Source organism: Pseudoalteromonas sp. HL-AS2 (assembly GCF_031198805.1).
Classification (GTDB): Bacteria; Pseudomonadota; Gammaproteobacteria; order Enterobacterales; family Alteromonadaceae; genus Pseudoalteromonas; species Pseudoalteromonas nigrifaciens.
The window spans coordinates 1378395-1399631 of sequence record NZ_CP133571.1 but is presented as its reverse complement, the minus strand read 5'-3'; the positions used below and the strand labels follow the sequence as shown (position 1 = coordinate 1399631).

The window sequence follows — 21237 nt, the reverse complement described above, 5'->3', positions numbered from 1 at the left end:
ACTGCTAATTTAATGATTTTTAGATTTAGTTATTATAATAACATTACAATATTAATACGATTAACGCTTCGTTCACTGCTCGGCAGTTATGCTACGCTTTTTTACAATATTTCACATATTTTTTTAATGGGTGTATGTTAATCTTATTAAGTAAATTTAAAGGAGTGCTCAGTGCGCCGTAGCTTAATATTTAGTTTTTGTTTTATTTTAAGTGGTTGTAGTACCATAGGATTTAGCGATCTATTTAATGACTATGCGACTCAAGTAACCCCTGTAAGACAAGCAATAGAGAGTAACAACATAGCACAAGCGCAGTCGCTTATTGCTAAAAATAGTAGTATGCACAGTAGCTACTTACTTAATCAACTAGAGCAAGCGCGCCTTGCCGACTTAGCTAATATGCAAACCGATGCGCAAAGCCAATTTGAAAACGTTTATCAACAAGTACAAAACAAGCGCGAGGCTGCCAAAGTTCAGCTCAGTAGTGGGCTTGAACAAAGTAATGCTTTATTTACCAACGACTCGGCTATTACTTATATACCCGCCCCTTATGAAATGAGCATGCTGCATAGTTATAAAGCGCTTAATTACGTATATAAAAATGATGTTGAAGGTGCATTAGTTGAAGTTAGGCGGGCTAATAAAGTACAAGTAGACGCACTTATTCAAAATCAGGCAGCGCTAGATTCCGCTACAAAAGAAGCGCAGCAGCATTATCCAAGTATGAGCAAGGTTACCCGAGACGTTAAAAATGGCTTTCAAAATGCTTATACTTTTTATTTATCCGCTTTATTGTACCAAAGCAGTAAACAGTATGATGATGCCTACATTGACTATAAAAAAGCACTCGAAATACAACCCAACAATATTTATTTGCAACGTGATGTACTTCGCCTTGCTAAAAAACAAGGCTTTGATCAAGACCTAAGCGACTTTAAAAAGCGCTTTGGTGAGGCAGCAAATATACCGTCTGAACAAGGCGAAGTAGTTATATTATTTGAACAAGGCTTAGTGCCTAAGCAACACGAATTTAAATTACGTTTACCTATTTTTACCTCTGGTGGTAATGCACGTTTTTATAGCTTAGCTATGCCAGTTTATAAAGACAACGCCTATGTTCGTAGCATTAATAACATCAGTATTAATGCCCAAAACTTAGTATTAAGCCCGCTAGTGCACATAGAATCACTGGCTGCTAAAACGTTAGAAGATCAAATACCTGCCAGAATAGCGCGGCAAATACTACGTTTAGTCGCCAAAGAAAAAGTACGAGCCGAACTGGCTCGTAGCACCGGAGACGTAGGTAATATAATTGCGAACATTTATAACTTAGCCTCTGAGCAAGCCGATACACGTAGTTGGCTCACGCTACCAAATCAAATAAGTGTGGCGCGAAGTAGCTTAAACAGCGGCGCGCATTCATTAACCATAGGCACGCAAGCGCCAATAAATTTTACCGTTAGTAAGCAAAGGTTAACCTTAATTTATCTAACCTCTATAAATAACTACTTTAATTATCATGTAGTACAACTCTAGGAGCGATTATGAGATACATAATGCCATTATTTGCGGTTTTAATACTCAGTGCCTGTGCTGGCAAACCAGACACATCGGGTATAGCAATTGAGCAAGGTAATAAAACATTTAATCAGCAACTACGTGTTGATAACCCAGAGCTTGGTGAGAAACTAGCTATTAGTGACGTAAAAACACGTCAAACAAACCAATTAACTGACGTGGTAGTTACCTTAGCAAGCCAATATAAAAAGTCGCAATACTTACAGTATCAATTTAATTGGTACGACAAAGACGGCTTTGTTATTAAGGGTAATCACTCCCCTTGGCAAGCAATTACCTTATTTGGCTTTGCACAAACACAATTACCAGGCCTAGCACCCAGCCCAGATGCAGTTACCTTCTCATTAGCAGTAAGAGAAGTGTCTACCGATGCGCAAGAATTTAAAGAATAAAGGAAATAACAATGATCATACGTAAAAGATTCAAAACAGCTTCAACTTACGCGCTTATTGGTTTAAGTGCATTAGTATTAAGTGGTTGTGCAAATAAAGCGGTAGTTAGTTATGGCGACGCACAAGCCGTAGAAACCACTGACATTAACTTTGGCTCTACCGATTTACAAAAAGTAGCCAGCCAAATGACCGATTCACTATTAAGCTCTCCGGTTGTTGGCACCATGACCGCCAATAAACGCCCTGTGGTATTTGTTGAAAGAATTAAAAACAAAACCAGCGAGCACATTGATACCGAATCAATCACCGACTCTATTTCAACTCAGTTACTGCGTAGCGGAAAGTTTAGATTTGTTGATATGACCCGAGTTGAAGCTATACGTGAGCAGCTTAAATTTCAAAACGAAGATGCATTAGTTAACCCCACGACTGCTGTGGCATTTGGTAAACAAATTGGTGCGCAGTATATGCTGTATGGCAACTTATCAAGCATAGTTAAATCCAATGCTGACAAATCAGACGTATACTATAAATTTACCATGCGTTTAATGGATATGGAAAGTGGCTTAGTTGAATGGGCTGACGAAACAGAAATTCGTAAAACGAAAGAAAAATCAACCTTTGGCTGGTAGTCAATAGGAGTTAATTATGAAAGCGATTACTGTATTAATGTGTACATTACTTACAATTAGCGCACCTGCATTGGCTAATTACGAGCGCAATAAAGCAGTAGCAGTACAACAAGTGCTATTTGGCGATGTGCAATCAGTGCGTAATATTACTGAGCAAGAGCTAGTACAAGATCAAAGCAATGGTTGGAAAACATTTGGCGGCGCTTTGCTTGGCGGCGTTGTTGGTAATCAGTTTGGCGGTGGCAGCGGGCGTACTGTTGCTACTATTTTGGGCTCAGTGATAGGCGGCAATGTAGCGCATAATCAACAGCAAAAAAGCCATTACCAACAAACTCGTTTAGTAGAGTTATTAATACAAGTTGAAAATGGCGATCAATTTATGGTGGTTCAAAATCAAGACCAATCAATGCGCTTTAGCAAAGGCGATAGTGTAAGGCTGGTGTATTTAAACGATAACAGCGTACGTGTTGATAAAGCCTATTAATAGCAATTATATTAACTTTAGCATAAGTAAAAACGAGCCTAAATTGGCTCGTTTTTTGTGTGTTTTAAAAGTTAGGCTTGTCGGTAATCTTTAAAAAAGCGCTGCATTTTAGTCATCGCATCCGTTAAATCATCTTTGTTGGGTAAAAACACCAATCTAAAATGATCAGGCTCAGGCCAGTTAAATGCACGCCCATGCACCAGTAATATTTTTTCAGCTTTGAGTAAATCAAACATCATTTGCTCATCGCTTTTAATATTAAAGCGCGCGGTATCTACTTTAGCAAAAGCATATAAGGCACCTTTTGGTTTTACGCAGCTAATACCCTCTATTGCATTGAGCCCGCGCCACGCTATATCACGCTGTACATACAAACGCCCGCCTGGATTAATTAGGTTGTCGATTGATTGTACTCCGCCCAATGCTTGTTGAATGGCATATTGAGCAGGTACGTTAGCGCACAAACGCATAGATGATAAAATTTCTAGGCCTTTGCGTAAGTCACTCATAACCGACGTACGCCCACTTAACACCATCCAGCCCATTCTTAGGCCAGCAGCACGGTACGTTTTTGCTAAACCGTTAAAGGTAATAATAGGCACATCGTCGCACAGTGCACCAATTGAGCTATGCGTAATGCCGTCGTATAAAATCTTTTCGTAAATTTCATCACTTAACAGTAGTAACTTGTGCTCACGCGCTATGTCAATTAACTGCTGCAGTAAATCATCGCTATACACAGCCCCTGTCGGGTTATTTGGATTGATCAATACTAATGCTTTGGTTTTAGAGGTGATTTTACTTTTTATATCAGCAATATCCGGAAACCAATCTTGCTCTTCATCACATAAATAATGCACCGGATTGCCACCAGAGAGCTTTACTGCAGCGGTCCACAGAGGGTAATCGGGAGCGGGGATCAGCACTTCATCGTCATTATTTAACAATGCCTGCGTAACCATTTGAATCAGTTCGCTAACGCCATTGCCAATATAAATGTTATCTACATCTAAATTATATAAACCGCGTTGTTGATAATGCTGATAAATAGCCACCCGCGCCGAATAAAGCCCTTTAGAATCACAATAACCTTGGGCTGAATATAAATTGCGAATAATATCGCGGTGCATATCTTCTGGCATATCAAAGCCAAACGCAGCCGGATTACCAATGTTTAGCTTTAAAACTTTTTGGCCTTCGTCTTCCATTTTTTTAGCTTGGACTAAAACAGGGCCGCGAATGTCATAACAGACACCGTCTAATTTATGACTCATTTTAATTTCTGACATTACTACCTCTAAAGGGCACGAATAACCCTTAGAATAACTTAGTAAAGACGTAAAACACTAGTCAATTTAGTAACTTAATACTGAAATAAATTCATGTTTAATGCCTAAACCTACGCCTTTACTTATCTGCTTAACGTGATGCCAACCAGTTATTTAATAGCGTTTGAGATTGCGCCACTTGCGTCATTAACTGCGCTGATGCAGCAGTGGCTTGAGCTAAGTTATCGTTATTTAAACTTTGTTCAATTTCACCCGCTACCGCGGCCAAGCTATCGGCACCAAATTGAGCCGCATTCGACTTTAAACTATGAGCGTGGCGCACCGACGCTTCTTTGTCTTGTCCTATTGTGGCCAACACTTCTGAGCCTAAGCGCTCAAATTCCACACAACAAAAGTCGAGAGTAGCTGCAAATTGCTCACCTAATAACGATTCCATACTCTCTAATGCTGCTTCGTTAATACTTACTTCTGTCATATTTTAACCCTTAAAAACAATCTATACTTAATTAACCTTAATCTATAACACTCTATAGCTAAGCGTAAAAAAATCCAACTTAATTACCTTATAAATGTATAATTACTCATAATGTACCTTCACCAAAAGTAGTTTAAATGGCTCGCCCACTGTGTAATTTTTGTTTGTTCGCACTTAATACTTGTATTTGCAGTGCTGTAACCTCTATTAACAATAAAGTAAAAGTAATTATTTTACAGCACCCTAGTGAAGAAAAAGTAACAAAAAACACGGCTAAATTATTAAATTTATGCCTAGCTGATTGCCAAATAATCAAAGGCGAAAGTAATAACGACTTTGCGCAGCTTCGTGCCCTACCTGCCAGCTCAACCGTTTTACTTTACCCTAATGAGCAGGCTATAAATTTAGATAATAACGACGCGCTAAACACACTACTGCCTATTACGCACTTAATTGTTATTGATGGTACATGGAAAAAAGCCTATAAAATTTTACAGCTAAGCTCGCTACTGCAACGGTTTCAAACTGTAAGCTTTGCTAATTTACCTAAAAATCGTTACACAATACGTAAAGCTCCCCGCGCAGATAGCTTGTCAACGCTTGAGGCCGTTGCACATAGCTTACAGCTTATTGAACAGTTAAACCCTGCCCCACTTTATAATTTACTTGATGAATTAATACAAAAACAAACCCAACACATGCCTGCTCACGTAAAAGCACGTTACTTATAATTTATGATTAGTTTTTATAAATGATATTAGCGATGCGTAACTATCAAAATAGATTAAAACGCGGCTTTAGCCGTCAAGGTCCCGATTATCGTTTTGACGATCAAGTTGATTTTAGCGATATAAGAGACACTTTCGGTTTTAGATCTATGGTGATAGGTAAATGGGTAAACAAAGAAGAGCGCTACATTAGTGCAAATTTAATTTATGATGCACTTGCCGACTTAGCACAAATACTGCACTTACCACCTAAAGCAATTGGCCTGCGCGGTAAACTCAATTTTGCGTTTGGTGCTGGCGGACAAAAGCATGTACAAGCACATTATAATGCAGCTAGCCAAACGCTTGCACTTGCAAAAAATGCCGGCGGTGGTGCGCTCGCCCATGAATGGTTTCATGCTTTTGATCATCATATAAGTGAGCATTTATTTGCAGCAAAACCACGCTTTGGTTTTGCGTCTAAACTGTGGTTATCAAACACACCTAATTTATCACATCCGCTCAATAATACGCTTAATGACTTTTACAAAAACGTGTTTTTAGATGTACAGGGCATTGCTGCAAACCGCTTTGTACAAACGTGCATTGAATACGATAAAGCAAAAAATATGAATTACATGAGTATGCCCGAGGAGCTAGCAGCGCGTTGCTTTGAAGCCTGTATAGCCAGCCACCCGCATATAAAAAATAGCTTTTTAGTCAGTGGGCTAAAAAGTAGTGATTTAATATACCCAGATGATGAGCACATTAACGCTGCAAATAAAGCGCTTAACCAATATTTTGAATTACTGGGTTATGCGCTTCATAAGTTAGATGAGTAAAGTGCTTTATTTAATCATTACCTGTCATCGCTAATACGACTTGCTACGGCACTGTTTTGATCTTTGTACTTAGCATCTTTACGCGTATTGTAAGGATTAGCACAAGGGCCTGTAAGTGTTTCAAAACTCATAGCACCAATTTTCATCATAGGTCTTAGTGCTAAAGGGAGTTTACCTGAGTTATAAAACTCTAAAACAATATTACCACTCCAACCGGGATCAATTCGATGCGCGGTTACATGCACCATTAAACCTAATCGTGCCAGCGATGAACGTCCATCTAGCCAGCCTACAATGTCTGCTGGCAGTGTTACTTTTTCATAGGTAATAGCCAGTGCAAGCTCGCCTGGGTGTAAAAAAAATGCTTCGCCTTCATCTAGCACAATTTCGTCGCTCATGATTGACTCCATGGCTTTATTGAGCTGATCTTTAGGGCCACTTAAATCTACATATGCTGCTGTATGTGCATGAAAAGTTCTAAATTTATTACCTAAGCGTAAGTCGGCAGTAACACCCGAAATCATCTCATCTGTAGGTGCAGGCTCAATAACAATACGGCCATCGTTTAGGTATTCTTTAATATGTGTATCTGAAAGTCTCATGGTGTATTAATCATCCGTAATCACAATCTCTACCGAGTTGTGATGCTGTTGATAGTAAAGCGTGCTGGCTATAAGCCGCGCTGCTGCGCTGTAAGTTTTGCTTATTGCTGCAGTGTTATCGCAAGCAATAAGTTTGCCCTGCTCAGAGTATTCTCGAATATCTATTGCAAGCGGAATATGTGATAGCACAGGAACGCCGTGCTTGTGTGCTAGTTTTTGTGCGCCATCTTTACCAAATACGTGGTTTGCCTCGCCGCAGTGGCTGCAAATGTAATGGCTCATATTTTCAATTAAGCCCAGCACTGGCACGTTTACTTTATTAAACATGGCGATGCCTTTTTGCGCATCGGCTAAGGCTAAATCTTGGGGTGTGGTAACAATTACTGTGCCACTTGCCGGTACTTTTTGGCTCATAGTAAGTTGAATGTCACCCGTACCTGGTGGCATATCAACAATAAGGTAGTCAAGCTCGCCCCAATCAGTTTCATTTAGTAGCTGGCTAAGCGCCCCCGATGCCATAGGCCCGCGCCATACAGTGGGGTCATCGCTGGGTACTAAAAAGCCGATTGATTGTGCTTTAATACCGTTTGCATCAAAAGGCTGTAACTGTTTGTTATCTTTAGTGATGGGCTCTGCGCCTACCAAGCCTAAAAGCATAGGGATTGACGGGCCATAAATGTCGGCATCTAAAATACCAACTTTTGCGCCTTCGCTGTGCAGCGCGCCTGCTAAATTAACAGCAGTAGTCGATTTACCCACCCCGCCTTTACCTGAAGCAATAAGCACAATATGTTTAATTGTTTTAAATTTTGCAGGCTCTTTAAGCTCTACCGTGGCCGATACAGTTACTGCCACCTTGAGGGCGTTAGTAACATGCTCTGCCACCATTGGCATTTCTGACTGTGCAGCAAATGGCAAAATTAAAGTAATAGTAAGCGATTTATCGTCGTTTTGGGTGATATTCTTAATGAAGCTTTCATCAATACCCACAGCAAAAGCGGCACTACGATACGCGGCTAAAGCAGCAAAGATCGGTTGTTTTTGCACCGATTTAGAAGAGAATAGTTTCGACAGTCCAAACATAGTAATTAAATAACGTTTCTTTGATGAAAAGTGCCTCGGAATTATGTAACATTCAGGGCATTAACACCAGTCAATTAATACAAATCCACAAGCTGTTGCGTTGTTAGCGCTTAGCTTGTAAATAAATTAATGATTTTCATCCGTTCCTTAATAGGAACCGTCAATTCGGAATGATTATGGCACAGCGAAAGATCCTGATTACCAGCGCATTACCTTATGCAAATGGCCCTACTCACTTAGGTCATTTATTGGAATATATTCAAACTGATATTTGGTCACGTTTTCAAAAACTACAAGGCCACGAAGCCTATTATGTTTGCGCCGACGATGCCCATGGCACGCCTATTATGCTTAACGCGCAAAAGCAAGGGATCACGCCTGAAGAAGCGGTAGAAAAAGTAAGTATTGAGCGTCAACGCGACTTTGCCGACTTTAATATTAAGTTTGATAATTATCACAGTACCCACAGCCAAGAAAACAAAGAGCTGAGTGAGCTTATTTATAATCGCCTAAACGATGCAGGGCATATTAAAAGGCACACTATTTCGCAGTTATTCGACCCAGAAAAAGGCATATTTTTACCCGATCGCTTTGTAACCGGTACGTGCCCAACCTGTAAGTCTGAAAATCAAAATGGCGACAACTGCGACTCATGTGGTGCAACATATAGTCCTACAGATTTAATTAACCCGCGCTCGGTTATGTCTGGTGCTGAGCCTATTTTAAAAGACTCTGAGCATTACTTTTTTGATCTGCCAGCATTTGAAGGCATGTTAAAAGAGTGGTTACACTCGGGTACTATTCAGCAAGAAATGGCTAACAAGCTTGATGAATGGTTTACTGATGGCCTGCAACAGTGGGATATTAGCCGTGATGCGCCTTACTTTGGTTTTGAAATACCAAACGCACCAGGTAAATACTTCTACGTTTGGTTAGATGCGCCTATTGGTTATATGGCCAGCTTTAAAAACCTGTGTGATAAAAAAGGTATCGACTTTGATGCTTTTTGGGCTGCAGATTCAGACGCTGAGCTTTACCACTTTATTGGTAAAGACATTATTTATTTTCATAGTTTATTTTGGCCTGCAATGTTAGAAGGCGCTAACTTTAGAAAGCCAACTAACGTATTTGCCCACGGTTTTGTTACCGTAAATGGCGAAAAAATGTCTAAATCGAAAGGCACGTTTATTAAAGCGCGTACTTATTTAGATAATTTAAACCCAGAATATTTACGTTACTATTACGCGGCAAAATTAAGCGGCGGCATTGTTGATCTTGATTTAAACCTAGAGGACTTTGCGCAACGCGTAAACTCAGACCTAGTAGGTAAAGTAGTAAATATAGCAAGCCGTTGTGCAGGCTTTATTACTAAAAAGTTTGATGGCAAGCTAAGCGCAACCGTTATGCAACCCCAGTTGCTTAAAGAATTTCAAGCAGCTGCACCAAGCATTACTGCCCATTACGAAAACCGTGAGTTTAGCCGTGCAATTCGTGAAATAATGGCGCTTGCCGACAAAGCAAACCAATTTATAGATGCCGCAGCACCTTGGGTACTCATTAAAGACGAAACTAAACAACAAGAAGCGCACGAAGTTTGCTCATTAGGGCTTAACTTATTCCGCGTGTTAATTACCTACTTAAAGCCTGTACTGCCTGAAATGGCCGATAACGTAGAAGCATTCTTAAATGACGACCTTGCATGGGACGGCGTGCAAAATGCATTAGTAAGCCACCCAATCAATAAATTTAAACCGTTAATGCAACGTGTAGAAATGGACAAAGTAAATAAAATGGTTGAGGAGTCAAAAGAAAGCTTAGAATCAAAAGTGACTATTGACCCTAATAGCCCACTGGCTAAAGAGCCAATTTGTGATGAAATTGAATTTGACGACTTTGCAAAAGTAGACTTACGCGTAGCAAAAATTGCTAAAGCTGAGCACGTAGAAGGCGCCGATAAACTACTTAAGCTAACACTTGATTTAGGCGGCGAAACGCGCCAAGTGTTTGCGGGTATCAAATCGGCTTACGCTCCAGAGGATATTGAAGGTAAGCTTACTGTTATGGTTGCTAACCTTAAACCACGAAAAATGCGTTTTGGTATGTCAGAAGGCATGGTATTAGCTGCAGGGCCTGGCGGTAAAGAGATTTACATTCTTAACCCAGACGACGGCTCAGAGCCTGGCATGCGTGTAATGTAAGCTTTGCTTATAAATTTATATTTGCGTTAATATTTTTGTTAATGTAAAAAGCCGCTGAATTTATTAGCGGCTTTTTTATTAACCCAGCTTGTAGGTTATATTTATTTTAGCTAAATGAATAACTAAGCATTGCGAGCTAATATAAATTATCCAATTTATATACCTAATTTGTGGAAAGTACCCTTCACCGCTGTTCCCATAAATCCAATATAAACCAATTAATGCATCGGCAATTGCCGCTAATACTAACCCTAAACTAACCAGCCATACTCCCAAAGGTGCGTTTAACCCGCAATATGTATTAAGCAGCACTAAACTCATTAATCCCACACTGGTTATAACAAAACTATGAAGCCCGGTTAATAGCAGTACATAATAACCTGCCTCTGGAATATGCATAAAATAAAAACAAAGCAGCGATATTAATAGCGTGCCCCCTAAATAAGCAGCCACATAATATAATGGATACATAACTAAACTACGGCTCGCCAACAACACAGCAATAAAGAGTAAGCTGTATCCGGGTACAAAAAACCATACAGAGTCAGCTAAATAGTCGTGCTTAATTACCTCGTTATAACGGTAATATTGATTATTTAAATTAAAATTTACCACGTCTCCACAAATGCATAGCACTAAGGAGGCTATGCATAATAAGGCAATATAACGTTGTTGTTTGTTTTTAGTGTGTTTATATACCCAGCAGGTAATACTGGCGCTATTAAATAACAAAATAATTAAGGTTATTATTTCAATAGCTAAAAGCACTTTACTCTGTGGTGAAGGCCATAAACCATATATACCTGCAGCTCCCACAAAAAGAGCCGCTAACCAAGCTAAAAACGAAAGCGTAATGTGTTTATTCATAAAACAAATCCAGTAAGCTGTTTTACGTTATTGTTTATTTTTGTCAGGGGTAGATTCTGCTTTCATAGTTTGCATCTCTTTTTCTGCTTTTAGCTTACATACGGCCAACTGCTCTAAACGCATGCTTTTAATTGCTTCTAGCGGATCATCAAGCGGTTTACTTTGCTGCGATAATGCATATTTAGCACTGTCATCGTTTTTAGTTGTCATTATTAGCTACCTTTTATGTAATTTATATTTTGGGTTTATCACCATTTAGCTAAGCTCTTTGCAGCTATAATTTATACAGTACTTAAATTAACCAGATATCCGGATAATTAGCGATAGAAAAACTTGAATAAATTATTGCTCAGCTGTACATTAGAATCCTCTAATGTACAAAGGTGTATTATGCGCTCTATTTTATTATTTACCAGCTTGGTTGTTTCATCAAGCGTATTAGCTAATAGCGACGATGCATACTTTGCTCGCAGCACTGTTAAAGCATTTTCAACTGATTTAAAAAATGTTTTAGTAAGTACCATGAAAGCGAGCGGGCCTGTTGCAGCAATTGAAGTATGCAATATTAGTGCGCCGGCTATTGCACTACAACACAGTGCGAATGAGTGGGAAATTAGTCGTACATCATTAAAAGTGCGCAATCCTAATAACCAAGCTAACGAGTGGTTAAATTCAATACTGCTCGATTTTGAGCAGCGTAAAGAAAATGGCGAACCTATAGCAAATATTGAACATCAAGAACAAAAAGCCGATGCTTGGTATTTAGTCAAAGCAATTCCTACTGGGCAGGCTTGCTTAGCCTGCCATGGTAGTGAATTAAAGCCTGAAGTAAAAAACAAATTAACTGAGCTTTATCCAAGCGATAAAGCGACTGGTTTTAATTTGGGCGATATACGAGGCGCTTTTGTTGTAAAAAAGCACCCTTAAATACTATTATTATTCAAACTGTTAAACCTCTTACCCTGAGTGCTGATTAAGTATTAATATTGGGGTTACCGCCTTATTTAACACATATTAAAGTAAGTGTTCTACAGGCAGGTAGCCAAATAACCAAGCCTGAAAACGTACCCAGGTGCTGGCCTCTGGCTCAGAGTTTTTACTTACCACTTTGGTGGGTGTAATTGATTCATCTAACCACAGTAAGTCGTGATTAAAACCCCACCAATTCTCAGTTTTAGTGATATCTAATCGCCATGCATGGCGAGGTAACTCTTCTAAAAATATATCTGCTGCTGTGCTTGCCATTTTGTCACTGTAAATTACAACACCTATTTCGGTATTTAAATTAATTGAACGTGGGTCTAAGTTCATTGAGCCAACAAAAAGCGTATTACGATCAAAAATCATTGTTTTAGCATGTAAGCTCGCTTTTGATGAACCAGCTAAATCGGTGATTTTTTTATGTTTTGCTTTATCTTTAGATTTAATTTTAGGCTTAGACTTAGGTTTTACTGTAGCGCGTAACTCCCATAATTTAACGCCCGCCTCTATAAGTGACTCACGATAGTTTGCATAGCCGGCGTGCACAACGGGTACGTCGTTGGCCGAGAGCGAATTGGTTAAAATGGTCACATTAGCACCGGTATTAATCCAACGTTTTAAGCTTGCAACGCCTGCATCACCGGGAATAAAATAAGGTGAAACAATTAATGCTTCACTATGTGCATCATTAAGTAAATTACTTAATGCTGGGGCCATATAACCGGTATTATCATCACTCACATTCATTATTTTATCAGGATGATCGTATACTAATTCAGAGTTTGCCCAGTAAAGTGCTAGCTGTCCGCGTAGCAAATTATCAATAATATCCAGTGACTCTAAACGCCGTAGATAGGCTTTACTTTGCTCACTAGTATATATTTTAGCGAGTTGTTTTCGTACTTGTTCTAGTTTAGCTGCACTCGATGCAGGCGCTATATATTTAATCGCTACCGAGAGTGAATGATTCCAATATAAATCAAATGCAGTGGCCACACGCGGGGCAAATTCCCCCACGCCAAGTACATCTAAATCAGAAAAGTTAGTGTAAATATTGGCAGAAAAATAAGTATCTCCAATATTACGGCCACCAATAATAGCCGCCTGATTATCAACAATAAACGACTTGTTATGCATGCGCCTATTGATCTGTTTAAAATTAGTTAAAAAATCAACATAAGGTAAAGTGCGATTTGAAAACGGATTAAATAACCGTACTGACACATTAGGGTGTTGCACCAAGGCACTAAATAAAGCGTCTTGGCTTTCGTGGCCAAAGTCATCTAGTAACATGCGTACCCGCACGCCTCTATCGGCTGCACGAAGTAAGTAATGAGTGAATATTTTGGCCGTAGTATCGTTATGAAATAAGTAATACTGCACATCAATAGACATTTCGGCTTTTTCTATTAATAACAGCCTAGTTGCAAATGCATCAAGGCCATCACCAAGTAGATAGAACCCTGAGCTCGCAGGGTGTTTACTCGCCTCTAATGCTATGCCTTTAGCTAAGCTAGTATTTTGCGTTTTGCTAAATGCATAGCTAGGTTCGGCTTGAACCTTAGGATAACTAGCGCAGCCAAAAAGCATGCTTATAACCATAAATAAACAAAGGGAAATTGCCGATAAATATCGCATAAATGCTATCAGTTCTCATAATATGTGAGCCTAGTTATATAGGTGATTTAAATGATTATACTATTATTGGGCTGGTTTCTCGATAGTGTTAACTTTACTTGCCCTTTTTTTAACTGAGTAAATTGTAAAAGGTAGCATAATTAATTGATTTAATAAAAAACCAAATACTAGCCCAAACGCAATACCGGTAAAAGTAAGCGGTATGCCTAATTTAAAGTTATCAATAGTATTTTTTAATATACCGAAACGGGTGGGAGTAAACATATAAATTAGTTTTTCAAAAAAGTTACCCTGTTTAAATATAGTCATTCCACCTTCTAAATCTGCAAATAAATCAAGGGTTAACAGCTTTTGTTGTGCATCAGTTTTAACACTTGGCTCGCTATTGCGTAAGTGTCTATCAATCATTGCTTTAACACTGGGAAACGCATGCATTTGGGCGGTGGCTTTATAACCATCAACTTGCCATTTTGTTGCCTGATACAAGCCTGCTAAATGTTGCTGATAATGATCCGTAAGTTGCGGTACTTGCAACGCTATAATTAACGCAACAGCAAAGGTTAGCTTATCAAATATTCTTACTATCATGATTAATTCCCCTTAGCATTTGCGTATTAAAGTTAAAAGTCTATTTATAAATTTAATCTAAAAAGCGATCACTTATGTCCTCTGCTGGCAACCAACAAGCATTTGTACGCCCAAACCACTTATAACGTCTAGCACCAATAAAATCATAACCCCAATCTCGTAATGGCCGAGGTATTATGAGTAACACTTGCAACAACGGCCATAAACCCGATAACTGCCCAGCAGTACGAAGTGCCGCTGTTGACTTAAACCAAATGCCACTATCGTCAATAAGCACCACAGAACCCAGCTTACTTGTAGCTTCACTTCCCTGCTGCTTGAGTAAGTTTTTTGCTACAGTTGACTGCAATGACGCAAAGCGAAATTTTTTATATGGATCATGCTCAATCACGAAGCGTACCGAGCCTGTGCATAAATTGCATACGCCATCGAACAGTAATATAGGGGTTTTTTTAGTCTTTAAGCTCATATTATTGACTCTGCTGAACAGGTGTTAAAAAATAGCAGGAATATCAAGCTACTATAATTACCATCAATTTACATTCGTTTTATTACTTTATGCAATACAACTCAATGGGTATAACCCGGGTTTTTATTTAGCTGCTAAAATACAAACACGCTTATTCAAGCGCTTTTAATAATCGATCAGTTCGCGGTAAATAATAGTTATCGTAATCAAGCGATACAATTACTCGCTCTGCTTTACCTAACATTTCGCTACGCGGGATCAAGCCTATTACGCGAGAATCGGCACTGTTATCGCGGTTATCCCCCATGGCTAAATAGTAATTATTCGGGATTGTGATTTTATCAAACCCTGCTAATCGCGACGCTCTATTGGCTACTCTTATTGAGTGTTTATGACCGTTTAAGTTTTCAATTTTATCAAGTGAACCTAAATTACTGTGCAAACGAGCATAGTTAAGCTTTTTACCATTAATAATAAGCTCGTTATCCTCAAGCGACACAGTATCGCCAGGTACGCCTATTACCCGCTTTATTAAGCGGTTATCAGCTTTTTTTGAATCAAATACTATGATATCACCTGCTTGTGGGTCGCCTAACTTCATTAGTGGTATATGCGTAAAGGGTAAGCGTAAGTCGTAAGCCATTTTATTTGTTAAAACTCTGTCGCCTACTTCAATGGTGGGCCGCATAGAGCCTGTAGGTACTTCGTACCAATCGGCAACTGCACTTCTAAATACGCTCATTAACGCTATAAATATGATTAATGAACGGTTATTTTTCCAAAATTTAATCTGTGTTTTCATACAATATTCCCACCATTTTATCGACTAAAACTAAGACGCTAAAAATCAATAGCAGTTCAATTGCTAATGTAACAAAACATGTTTAAGGTGAGCTAAAGTACCAAGGTATAAGGTTATACCTTGGTTAAAAGTGCGGAGGGATTACTGATTTAACTTATCTTTTGCGGCTTGTACTTTCGAAAAGTCTAAACCTAACTCGTCTGTCGCTTCTTTAATTAAGTGCGGCTGAGTCATCACTACTGCCATTAGTTGCTGTAGTTTTTCAGGTGGTATACCAAGTTGTTGCACCATGGCCATTGCCATCATTGGGTTTTGCGTTAATGCTTCAAATAGCTCGGCTATTTGCTCGTCGCTAACATTATGCTCTTTTAAAGTGGCGATAATTGGATTCATTATTAACCTTATTATGTGTGTTATAACTAAATTATATTGACTACCAGAGACATAAACAATGCCTATACATTACACGTACTGGTTTATTCTACACTTAACACTACTTTACCGGCGTTTTCATTGCGCTCTAAAATAGCATGAGCCTCGCTTGCTTGGCTCCAAGGTAGCACTTTATATAAATTAAAATCGTAGCTTTTACTTGCAATATCGCTATAAAAACGCGCTACAAAATCATCTCTTAATGCGCGTTTAAACTCTATACTACGGTTTCTAAGTGTTGATGCATGAAACGAGATACGTTTTTGCAGTAAACGGGCAAAATCAACTTCAGCAAAACGACCATCTAAAAATGCCAGCATTACAATTTGGCAATCCATAGCCGCAACAGCCGCATTTTTGTTTAAATAACTACCCGAAACAGGATCTACAATTGTGTTAGCCGTTAGGTTATTAGCCTTCATATATTCTACAAAATCAGTGGTTTTATAGTTTATAGCATGATCGGCGCCCAGTGCTTTGGCATGTGCACATTTTTCATCTGAACCTGCGGTTATAACCACAGTTGCCCCTGCGCTTTTAGCCATTTGAATTGCAGCACCACCCACACCGCTTGCACCTGCATGAATTAACGCCGTTTGCCCAGCTTGTAATTTACCTAATTCAAACAAAGCACCAAATGCTGTTAAATATACTTCACTTATTGCAGCGCCCTCTCTCATAGACACGTCATCTGGTAACTCCATTAGCTGTTTGGCATCAACCGCAACATATTCACTGTAAGCACCACCAGCACATAAAGCAAAAACGCGTTTATTAAGCCAAATTTTATCAACTTTACCACCAATATCGCAAACGATGCCTGCGCACTCTAATCCTAATATTTGGCTGTCATCTTTTGGCGCCGGATACTTACCTTGGCGTTGCATACAATCGGCGCGATTTACACCAATGGCGGCTACTTTTACCAGTACTTCATGGCTCTTTAAAACCGGTTTATTGGTTTCACTAAATGCAAGTATGCCATCTTCATGAGAAATGTATTTCATTGCCACTCCTAAGCTTTATATAACTAAACGCTATTACTAAACGTTGCATAACTAAATTAATGTAATTTATATATGGGGATCAAAACACCTTATTTAAAGCGCCAACTTTGTTTATATGGATACACGTCGGGTAAATAGCCTTGTTGTACCTGTTGTTGGCAGGTTTGCCAAAACTGGGCGTTAAATAAATCGCTGTGATGACTATTAAAAGCATTAAATGCCAATTCATTAGCACTAAAAAACACTTTAAATTGACTCGGGAAAATATCATTTGGCTCTATATCAAAATACGAGTCTGAACTTAGCTCTTCTAGCGCATTTTGCGTTTGCGGCACTTCTCTAAAGTTGCAATCGGTAAGTGGGCAAATTTCGTCATAATCATAAAAAACTACCCGCCCCCAGCGCGTAACACCAAAGTTTTTCATCAGCATATCCCCAGGGAAAATATTAGCACCGGCTAAGTCTTTAATTGCTCTGCCGTAATCTAGCATCACTTGTGCAAGTGCTTTGCTGTCGCAATCATTTATATATAAATTAAGCGGGGTCATTTTTCGCTCAACATAAACATGTTTTAAAATAAGCGCCTTGCCCGAAATAATTAAACTGGACCCAATGTGCTCTTTCATTTGTTGCAGCAACTGCTCGCTAAAGCGGCTCAAATCAAACGCTAAATACCTAAACTCATGCGTATCTACCAGTCGCCCTACTCTATCGGCTTGTTTTACAAAGTTGTATTTTTCTTTTACTTGCGCTTTAGTGGCGGTTTTTGGTGCGCTAAATTTATCTTTAATTACTTTATAAACATGGTCTGAGCCAGCAATAGTAAACACTAGCATTACCATACCCGGTGTACCTGGCGCAGCCACATACTTAAAGCTCGCGGGGCTATTTTTAGTGGTATCTACTTTATAACGATAAAACTCTGTTTTGGCATGTTTTATAAAGCCAATCGCATTAAATAGCTCAAAGCGCTGTTTATGCGGCATAAGTACACTTAAGTAATCTACATAACGCGCTGGTTGGTCGGTATCGACCATAAAATACGTGCGCGCAAATCCAAATAGTAAACTTAGCTGGTCGGCGCCCATCATTACCGCATCAATTTTAAGCCCCTTGGGGGTATTTAAAATGGCAATAGCAAAGGGCATATTATCGCCATTTTTAGCAATGCATCGGCCTATTAAGTAACAGGCTTTGTTTCTATAAAAATGTGAATATGCATATTCTATATAGCCGTCATTTAAGTTTATTAACTCATAAACTTGTCGACATTGTTGCTTAGCACCTTGCGTTAAAGTAGCCTGCAGGGTGGCAACATCTTGGTTTAAATTACTAAATGGCACTCTAAAAACCTGATTAGTGATCAGCGTTTTTATTGCGCTATTAAAGCCATGCTGCAATGAAATACGTTTAACTAAGCTGTCGTATGGTCGAGGTTGAGTACGATATTTAGCTTTTAATACAAATAAATGCACAGTACGTATTTTTTTATCGTCCCAAATAGCACCAAAGGTAGAATTAAAAAAAGTATGCGCTATTGGCTCGTTTTCATGATTTTTTACCATGTTGCCATAAATATTTTTAGCTAATTGCCAGGTCTGTGGACAGCTTAACTCCGCGTAGGCAATAACCTTTACCGCTTCACTTACACTTTTAACTTGGCGCTCATACACTTGTAAGCGCTCGCGCATAGCACTTTGTACCTCGTGATATTGTCGCTGTTCAAAGCGGCTTTGTGCGCCTAAGGTTATATTTAAAAAGGTGGCAAACATAGCTTCAAACCCAGCAAAAACGGCGCGCGCTAACTTAGTCGCAATCACATCTTGCACTGTACTATTTTGCAGTTTATTCGTTATTGTATCTGGCATATTTACTAGGCTTATTACGGCTATTATTTTTTAGTTGTTTACACCTTAGCAAGCAGGCTTTAATTTAGATAATTAATACAGTAAATAAATAAGATTGATTAAATGAATATAAGAAATGTCGATCTCAACTTGCTTGTGTACCTAAACGTACTAATAGACGAAAAAAGTGTTTCTAAAGCGGCTAATAAACTCGCACTTACCCAACCAGCTATGAGTAATGCGTTAAAGCGGCTGCGTGACTTATTTGACGACCCGCTTTTGGTGCGGGCTTCAGGCTCTATGGCGCCCACAGCAAAAGCGCTGGCACTAAAGCCCGAAATAGAGTTATTACTTAAAATGGCTGAAGAAATTACTCAGCCCACTGAGCTATTCGATCCGACAAGTGCCAAAGTAACGTTTAGAATTATGGCAAACGATTATTTAGAGTCGACGTTAATCGCCCCTTTTATAACTGAGCAGTTGAGTAAAAACCCAGGAATAAACTTTGATATACTCAGCCCAAGTGATGTAAATCTGCAAGATATGGAAAAAGGCACCATAGATTTAGCAATTAACCGCTTTAATGGCCTACCACGCTCGTTTCACCAAGCTACGGTTTGGCGCGATAACTATTGTTGTTTAACGCACCCCAATAATCAATTTTTACAACAGTCGAGCCTAGAAGATTACTTAAAAAGCGAACATATTTGGGTAAATCGTGCAGGCTGGGGGCCTGAGCCCGCTGTTACTAATAAATCTGGTAAGCAAAAGTTAGGATGGGTAGACGAAGCACTGTGGCAATTAGAACAAACTCGAAAAATACGCGTTTTTACACGCCATTATATGATTGCCAGTTTACTGTGCCAGTCAGATAAGTTAATTGCTACATTACCACGTCGCCAAGCTAAGCTGTTAACTACGCATACTAACTTGGTTATCAGCCCAGTACCTTTTCAAATTGTACCTATTGAGGTAAAAATGATCTGGAGCCCATTGTTGCATCATGCATCGGCGCACCAATGGTTACGCAGAGAACTACTGGAATTTGCAAAAACAATTGCCGACAGGTAGTAATACTAGTGCAAAGGTATATAAAATTTACAACGAGTAACTTGCACAGTAGGTGTTGCAAATTACTCGTTAAATTCGCCTAAACTTAGGCTTTAATGCGTATTAATAAGGCTTATAGCGCTGTACATGTTTCAATTGCATCACCCGTGCTACCATCTTGCATATGGCTAAACAGCGTGCCTTCAGAGCCAGTACCTGATGCTTTAGTCCAAAACTCGTACTTGTCATTCATATAGCGCGCACCACTGGCCGACACAGCAATCTTCATTTCGTATTCTGTACCTAAATAGTCAACTGTTGCAGTGTCTGTAGAGGGGTAAGTTACCGCCATTGTATTACCACTTTCACACTGATAGTTATGCACTATTACCGCTGTTTGTGCCGTGTTTTTTACGTCGGTGTGGCTGTTGTCTTGTGGCTCATTACCACAAGCCGAAAGCATTAATGTGGTGATAATAATAGCAGGAGCAAAAATTTTCATAGCAGTCTCTTTATTGTTAGTTAGTGGTTAAACCATTGCCTGTGTAACAAGGTTATTGTTAAGTGTTATCTGTTAACTTACTAATAATAGATACTTATACCAGTGTGGTTAAGCCTCTGTATCTAGTTTGTAAAATTAACAACTGTGGCTACTGTAAGCTAATTAGGCTTAATGTAGCCTTGCTAAACACACTAAAATTCGTCGTAATTTAACAGTATTGATATAATCAATATCAGTTATTGAAAACAACAATTTTATTAATACTAGAGTTAGCGCTAGAGTGAAGTTAAGCCAACTAACTAAGAGTAATAATTATGCAAACTTCATCAAGCTTCACCCAACAAGACGGATTGTTTATTAATAGCCATTTTCATCAATTTATTGAGCAGCAGTTAGCACCACTAGCGGCGATGCCAAGCGATGATATTTATCAGGTACTTGCCACTTTAGTAGATGAATTTGGCTGTACTTGTCGTAAAACTAAACATAATGCGGATGATGTTTTAGATGTGCAAACATTGCTTAATGCTTATCAGCATAATAACCACCCTTATTGCAATGTAGACTCGCAAACAACAGAAGCTGTTCTGGATGAGCATTGCTGCCAAGTTCCAGCCATTATTGTAGTTGCGTTAATGGATACGCTTAGCGGCACATTTAATACCGACCAAGATGCACATGCTATTTATCATCGTGCTGCGCAGTTAACTAATCGTGCATGTACGCATCGCGTAAACCTTGTTAACGTATCTGCAGCCTAATAATGGTGTTG

The 21237-nt window shown here is 39.1% G+C and carries 24 protein-coding genes; 10 read left to right on the top strand and 14 right to left on the bottom strand.

From position 1 onward, the window contains the following. The first annotated feature begins 171 nt into the window (after positions 1–171). Genes RB215_RS06705 through RB215_RS06690 form a run of 4 tightly spaced genes read left to right on the top strand, consistent with a single transcriptional unit; the run spans position 172 to position 3086 of the window. Positions 172–1536, top strand: coding sequence for a COG3014 family protein (locus RB215_RS06705; RefSeq protein ID WP_179806631.1), 1365 nt, complete (start codon positions 172–174; stop codon positions 1534–1536). A gap of 8 nt (positions 1537–1544) precedes the next feature. Then, positions 1545–1970, top strand: coding sequence for a YcfL family protein (locus tag RB215_RS06700; protein WP_058373255.1), 426 nt, complete (start codon positions 1545–1547; stop codon positions 1968–1970). Positions 1971–1981: 11 nt separating this feature from the next. Beyond that, positions 1982–2602 carry a penicillin-binding protein activator LpoB gene (gene lpoB, locus RB215_RS06695; RefSeq protein WP_192531688.1) on the top strand — a complete coding sequence of 207 codons (621 nt, stop codon included), beginning with the start codon at positions 1982–1984 and terminating at the stop codon, positions 2600–2602. 16 nt (positions 2603–2618) lie between these two features. Further along, a complete protein-coding gene (locus tag RB215_RS06690; RefSeq protein ID WP_086994301.1) occupies positions 2619–3086 on the top strand; it encodes a glycine zipper 2TM domain-containing protein in 468 nt (155 codons plus the stop codon). Positions 3087–3157: 71 nt separating this feature from the next. On the opposite strand, the gene RB215_RS06685 is transcribed toward RB215_RS06690, so the two are convergent. Further along, the gene (locus RB215_RS06685) at positions 3158–4375 is read right to left on the bottom strand and encodes a pyridoxal phosphate-dependent aminotransferase (RefSeq protein WP_011328004.1); all 1218 of its coding nucleotides are present in this window, start codon (positions 4373–4375) and stop codon (positions 3158–3160) included. Positions 4376–4505: 130 nt separating this feature from the next. Continuing rightward, entirely contained in the window at positions 4506–4850 is a 345-nt protein-coding gene (locus tag RB215_RS06680) for an Hpt domain-containing protein (RefSeq protein ID WP_011328003.1), read from the bottom strand. 137 nt (positions 4851–4987) lie between these two features. Between RB215_RS06680 and RB215_RS06675 the strand changes: the two genes are divergently transcribed. After that, positions 4988–5581 carry a tRNA-uridine aminocarboxypropyltransferase gene (locus RB215_RS06675; protein ID WP_309217057.1) on the top strand — a complete coding sequence of 198 codons (594 nt, stop codon included), beginning with the start codon at positions 4988–4990 and terminating at the stop codon, positions 5579–5581. A gap of 32 nt (positions 5582–5613) precedes the next feature. After that, a complete protein-coding gene (locus RB215_RS06670) occupies positions 5614–6399 on the top strand; it encodes a CLCA_X family protein (protein ID WP_011328001.1) in 786 nt (261 codons plus the stop codon). Positions 6400–6416: 17 nt separating this feature from the next. Here RB215_RS06670 and dcd read toward each other — a convergent pair whose 3' ends face one another. Further along, a complete protein-coding gene (gene dcd / locus RB215_RS06665) occupies positions 6417–7001 on the bottom strand; it encodes a dCTP deaminase (protein ID WP_011328000.1) in 585 nt (194 codons plus the stop codon). A 6-nt stretch (positions 7002–7007) separates the two neighbouring features. Beyond that, complete coding sequence (gene apbC, locus RB215_RS06660) at positions 7008–8084, bottom strand: iron-sulfur cluster carrier protein ApbC (RefSeq protein WP_309217055.1); 1077 nt, start codon at positions 8082–8084, stop codon at positions 7008–7010. 176 nt (positions 8085–8260) lie between these two features. On the opposite strand from apbC, the gene metG reads away from it, so the two are divergent. After that, complete coding sequence (gene metG, locus RB215_RS06655) at positions 8261–10282, top strand: methionine--tRNA ligase (RefSeq protein WP_011327998.1); 2022 nt, start codon at positions 8261–8263, stop codon at positions 10280–10282. A gap of 78 nt (positions 10283–10360) precedes the next feature. Here the strand turns inward: metG and RB215_RS06650 are convergent, their stop codons facing one another. Continuing rightward, positions 10361–11149, bottom strand: a complete 789-nt coding sequence (locus RB215_RS06650; protein ID WP_011327997.1) for a hypothetical protein — start codon at positions 11147–11149, stop codon at positions 10361–10363. A gap of 27 nt (positions 11150–11176) precedes the next feature. Continuing rightward, complete coding sequence (locus tag RB215_RS06645) at positions 11177–11359, bottom strand: hypothetical protein (protein ID WP_011327996.1); 183 nt, start codon at positions 11357–11359, stop codon at positions 11177–11179. A 180-nt stretch (positions 11360–11539) separates the two neighbouring features. On the opposite strand from RB215_RS06645, the gene RB215_RS06640 reads away from it, so the two are divergent. Beyond that, the gene (locus RB215_RS06640) at positions 11540–12076 is read left to right on the top strand and encodes a DUF3365 domain-containing protein (protein WP_197108040.1); all 537 of its coding nucleotides are present in this window, start codon (positions 11540–11542) and stop codon (positions 12074–12076) included. An 87-nt stretch (positions 12077–12163) separates the two neighbouring features. Here RB215_RS06640 and RB215_RS06635 read toward each other — a convergent pair whose 3' ends face one another. The 7 genes from RB215_RS06635 to aceK all read right to left on the bottom strand — a co-directional run bounded on the left by RB215_RS06635 (position 12164) and on the right by aceK (position 18934). Continuing rightward, a complete protein-coding gene (locus tag RB215_RS06635; protein WP_309217053.1) occupies positions 12164–13720 on the bottom strand; it encodes a phospholipase D family protein in 1557 nt (518 codons plus the stop codon). Positions 13721–13831: 111 nt separating this feature from the next. Then, complete coding sequence (locus tag RB215_RS06630; RefSeq protein ID WP_011327993.1) at positions 13832–14356, bottom strand: DUF2937 family protein; 525 nt, start codon at positions 14354–14356, stop codon at positions 13832–13834. A gap of 52 nt (positions 14357–14408) precedes the next feature. Beyond that, positions 14409–14825 carry a thiol-disulfide oxidoreductase DCC family protein gene (locus RB215_RS06625; RefSeq protein ID WP_011327992.1) on the bottom strand — a complete coding sequence of 139 codons (417 nt, stop codon included), beginning with the start codon at positions 14823–14825 and terminating at the stop codon, positions 14409–14411. A gap of 151 nt (positions 14826–14976) precedes the next feature. Next, entirely contained in the window at positions 14977–15627 is a 651-nt protein-coding gene (gene lepB / locus RB215_RS06620) for a signal peptidase I (RefSeq protein WP_309217052.1), read from the bottom strand. A gap of 141 nt (positions 15628–15768) precedes the next feature. Then, on the bottom strand, positions 15769–16020 hold the full coding sequence (locus tag RB215_RS06615) for a DUF2999 domain-containing protein (RefSeq protein ID WP_058373242.1): 252 nt from the start codon (positions 16018–16020) through the stop codon (positions 15769–15771). A gap of 83 nt (positions 16021–16103) precedes the next feature. Then, positions 16104–17066: a zinc-binding dehydrogenase gene (locus RB215_RS06610; protein ID WP_086995580.1), complete on the bottom strand. Its 963-nt coding sequence runs from the start codon at positions 17064–17066 to the stop codon at positions 16104–16106. A gap of 89 nt (positions 17067–17155) precedes the next feature. Beyond that, positions 17156–18934 carry a bifunctional isocitrate dehydrogenase kinase/phosphatase gene (gene aceK, locus RB215_RS06605; protein ID WP_011327988.1) on the bottom strand — a complete coding sequence of 593 codons (1779 nt, stop codon included), beginning with the start codon at positions 18932–18934 and terminating at the stop codon, positions 17156–17158. A 102-nt stretch (positions 18935–19036) separates the two neighbouring features. Here aceK and RB215_RS06600 point away from each other — a divergent pair, with 102 nt between their 5' ends. Next, on the top strand, positions 19037–19984 hold the full coding sequence (locus tag RB215_RS06600; RefSeq protein ID WP_011327987.1) for a LysR family transcriptional regulator: 948 nt from the start codon (positions 19037–19039) through the stop codon (positions 19982–19984). Positions 19985–20096: 112 nt separating this feature from the next. On the opposite strand, the gene RB215_RS06595 is transcribed toward RB215_RS06600, so the two are convergent. Continuing rightward, a complete protein-coding gene (locus tag RB215_RS06595) occupies positions 20097–20465 on the bottom strand; it encodes an MliC family protein (RefSeq protein WP_011327986.1) in 369 nt (122 codons plus the stop codon). Positions 20466–20779: 314 nt separating this feature from the next. Between RB215_RS06595 and RB215_RS06590 the strand changes: the two genes are divergently transcribed. Continuing rightward, on the top strand, positions 20780–21226 hold the full coding sequence (locus RB215_RS06590; protein ID WP_086995586.1) for a hypothetical protein: 447 nt from the start codon (positions 20780–20782) through the stop codon (positions 21224–21226). Positions 21227–21237 lie beyond the last annotated feature (11 nt).

Bases quoted from the DNA above. Each gene is read 5' to 3' on its own strand.
- dcd (WP_011328000.1), bottom strand. From the start codon at position 7,001: ATGAGACTTTCAGATACACATATTAAAGAATACCTAAACGATGGCCGT.
- RB215_RS06650 (WP_011327997.1), bottom strand. From the start codon at position 11,149: ATGAATAAACACATTACGCTTTCGTTTTTAGCTTGGTTAGCGGCTCTT.
- RB215_RS06595 (WP_011327986.1), bottom strand. From the start codon at position 20,465: ATGAAAATTTTTGCTCCTGCTATTATTATCACCACATTAATGCTTTCG.
- RB215_RS06670 (WP_011328001.1), top strand. From the start codon at position 5,614: ATGCGTAACTATCAAAATAGATTAAAACGCGGCTTTAGCCGTCAAGGT.
- RB215_RS06675 (WP_309217057.1), top strand. From the start codon at position 4,988: ATGGCTCGCCCACTGTGTAATTTTTGTTTGTTCGCACTTAATACTTGT.
- RB215_RS06635 (WP_309217053.1), bottom strand. From the start codon at position 13,720: ATGCTTTTTGGCTGCGCTAGTTATCCTAAGGTTCAAGCCGAACCTAGC.
- RB215_RS06630 (WP_011327993.1), bottom strand. From the start codon at position 14,356: ATGATAGTAAGAATATTTGATAAGCTAACCTTTGCTGTTGCGTTAATT.
- lpoB (WP_192531688.1), top strand. From the start codon at position 1,982: ATGATCATACGTAAAAGATTCAAAACAGCTTCAACTTACGCGCTTATT.
- lepB (WP_309217052.1), bottom strand. From the start codon at position 15,627: ATGAAAACACAGATTAAATTTTGGAAAAATAACCGTTCATTAATCATA.
- RB215_RS06625 (WP_011327992.1), bottom strand. From the start codon at position 14,825: ATGAGCTTAAAGACTAAAAAAACCCCTATATTACTGTTCGATGGCGTA.
- RB215_RS06615 (WP_058373242.1), bottom strand. From the start codon at position 16,020: ATGAATCCAATTATCGCCACTTTAAAAGAGCATAATGTTAGCGACGAG.
- RB215_RS06610 (WP_086995580.1), bottom strand. From the start codon at position 17,066: ATGAAATACATTTCTCATGAAGATGGCATACTTGCATTTAGTGAAACC.
- metG (WP_011327998.1), top strand. From the start codon at position 8,261: ATGGCACAGCGAAAGATCCTGATTACCAGCGCATTACCTTATGCAAAT.
- RB215_RS06700 (WP_058373255.1), top strand. From the start codon at position 1,545: ATGAGATACATAATGCCATTATTTGCGGTTTTAATACTCAGTGCCTGT.
- RB215_RS06690 (WP_086994301.1), top strand. From the start codon at position 2,619: ATGAAAGCGATTACTGTATTAATGTGTACATTACTTACAATTAGCGCA.
- RB215_RS06590 (WP_086995586.1), top strand. From the start codon at position 20,780: ATGCAAACTTCATCAAGCTTCACCCAACAAGACGGATTGTTTATTAAT.
- RB215_RS06685 (WP_011328004.1), bottom strand. From the start codon at position 4,375: ATGTCAGAAATTAAAATGAGTCATAAATTAGACGGTGTCTGTTATGAC.
- RB215_RS06680 (WP_011328003.1), bottom strand. From the start codon at position 4,850: ATGACAGAAGTAAGTATTAACGAAGCAGCATTAGAGAGTATGGAATCG.
- RB215_RS06645 (WP_011327996.1), bottom strand. From the start codon at position 11,359: ATGACAACTAAAAACGATGACAGTGCTAAATATGCATTATCGCAGCAA.
- RB215_RS06640 (WP_197108040.1), top strand. From the start codon at position 11,540: ATGCGCTCTATTTTATTATTTACCAGCTTGGTTGTTTCATCAAGCGTA.
- apbC (WP_309217055.1), bottom strand. From the start codon at position 8,084: ATGTTTGGACTGTCGAAACTATTCTCTTCTAAATCGGTGCAAAAACAA.
- aceK (WP_011327988.1), bottom strand. From the start codon at position 18,934: ATGCCAGATACAATAACGAATAAACTGCAAAATAGTACAGTGCAAGAT.
- RB215_RS06600 (WP_011327987.1), top strand. From the start codon at position 19,037: ATGAATATAAGAAATGTCGATCTCAACTTGCTTGTGTACCTAAACGTA.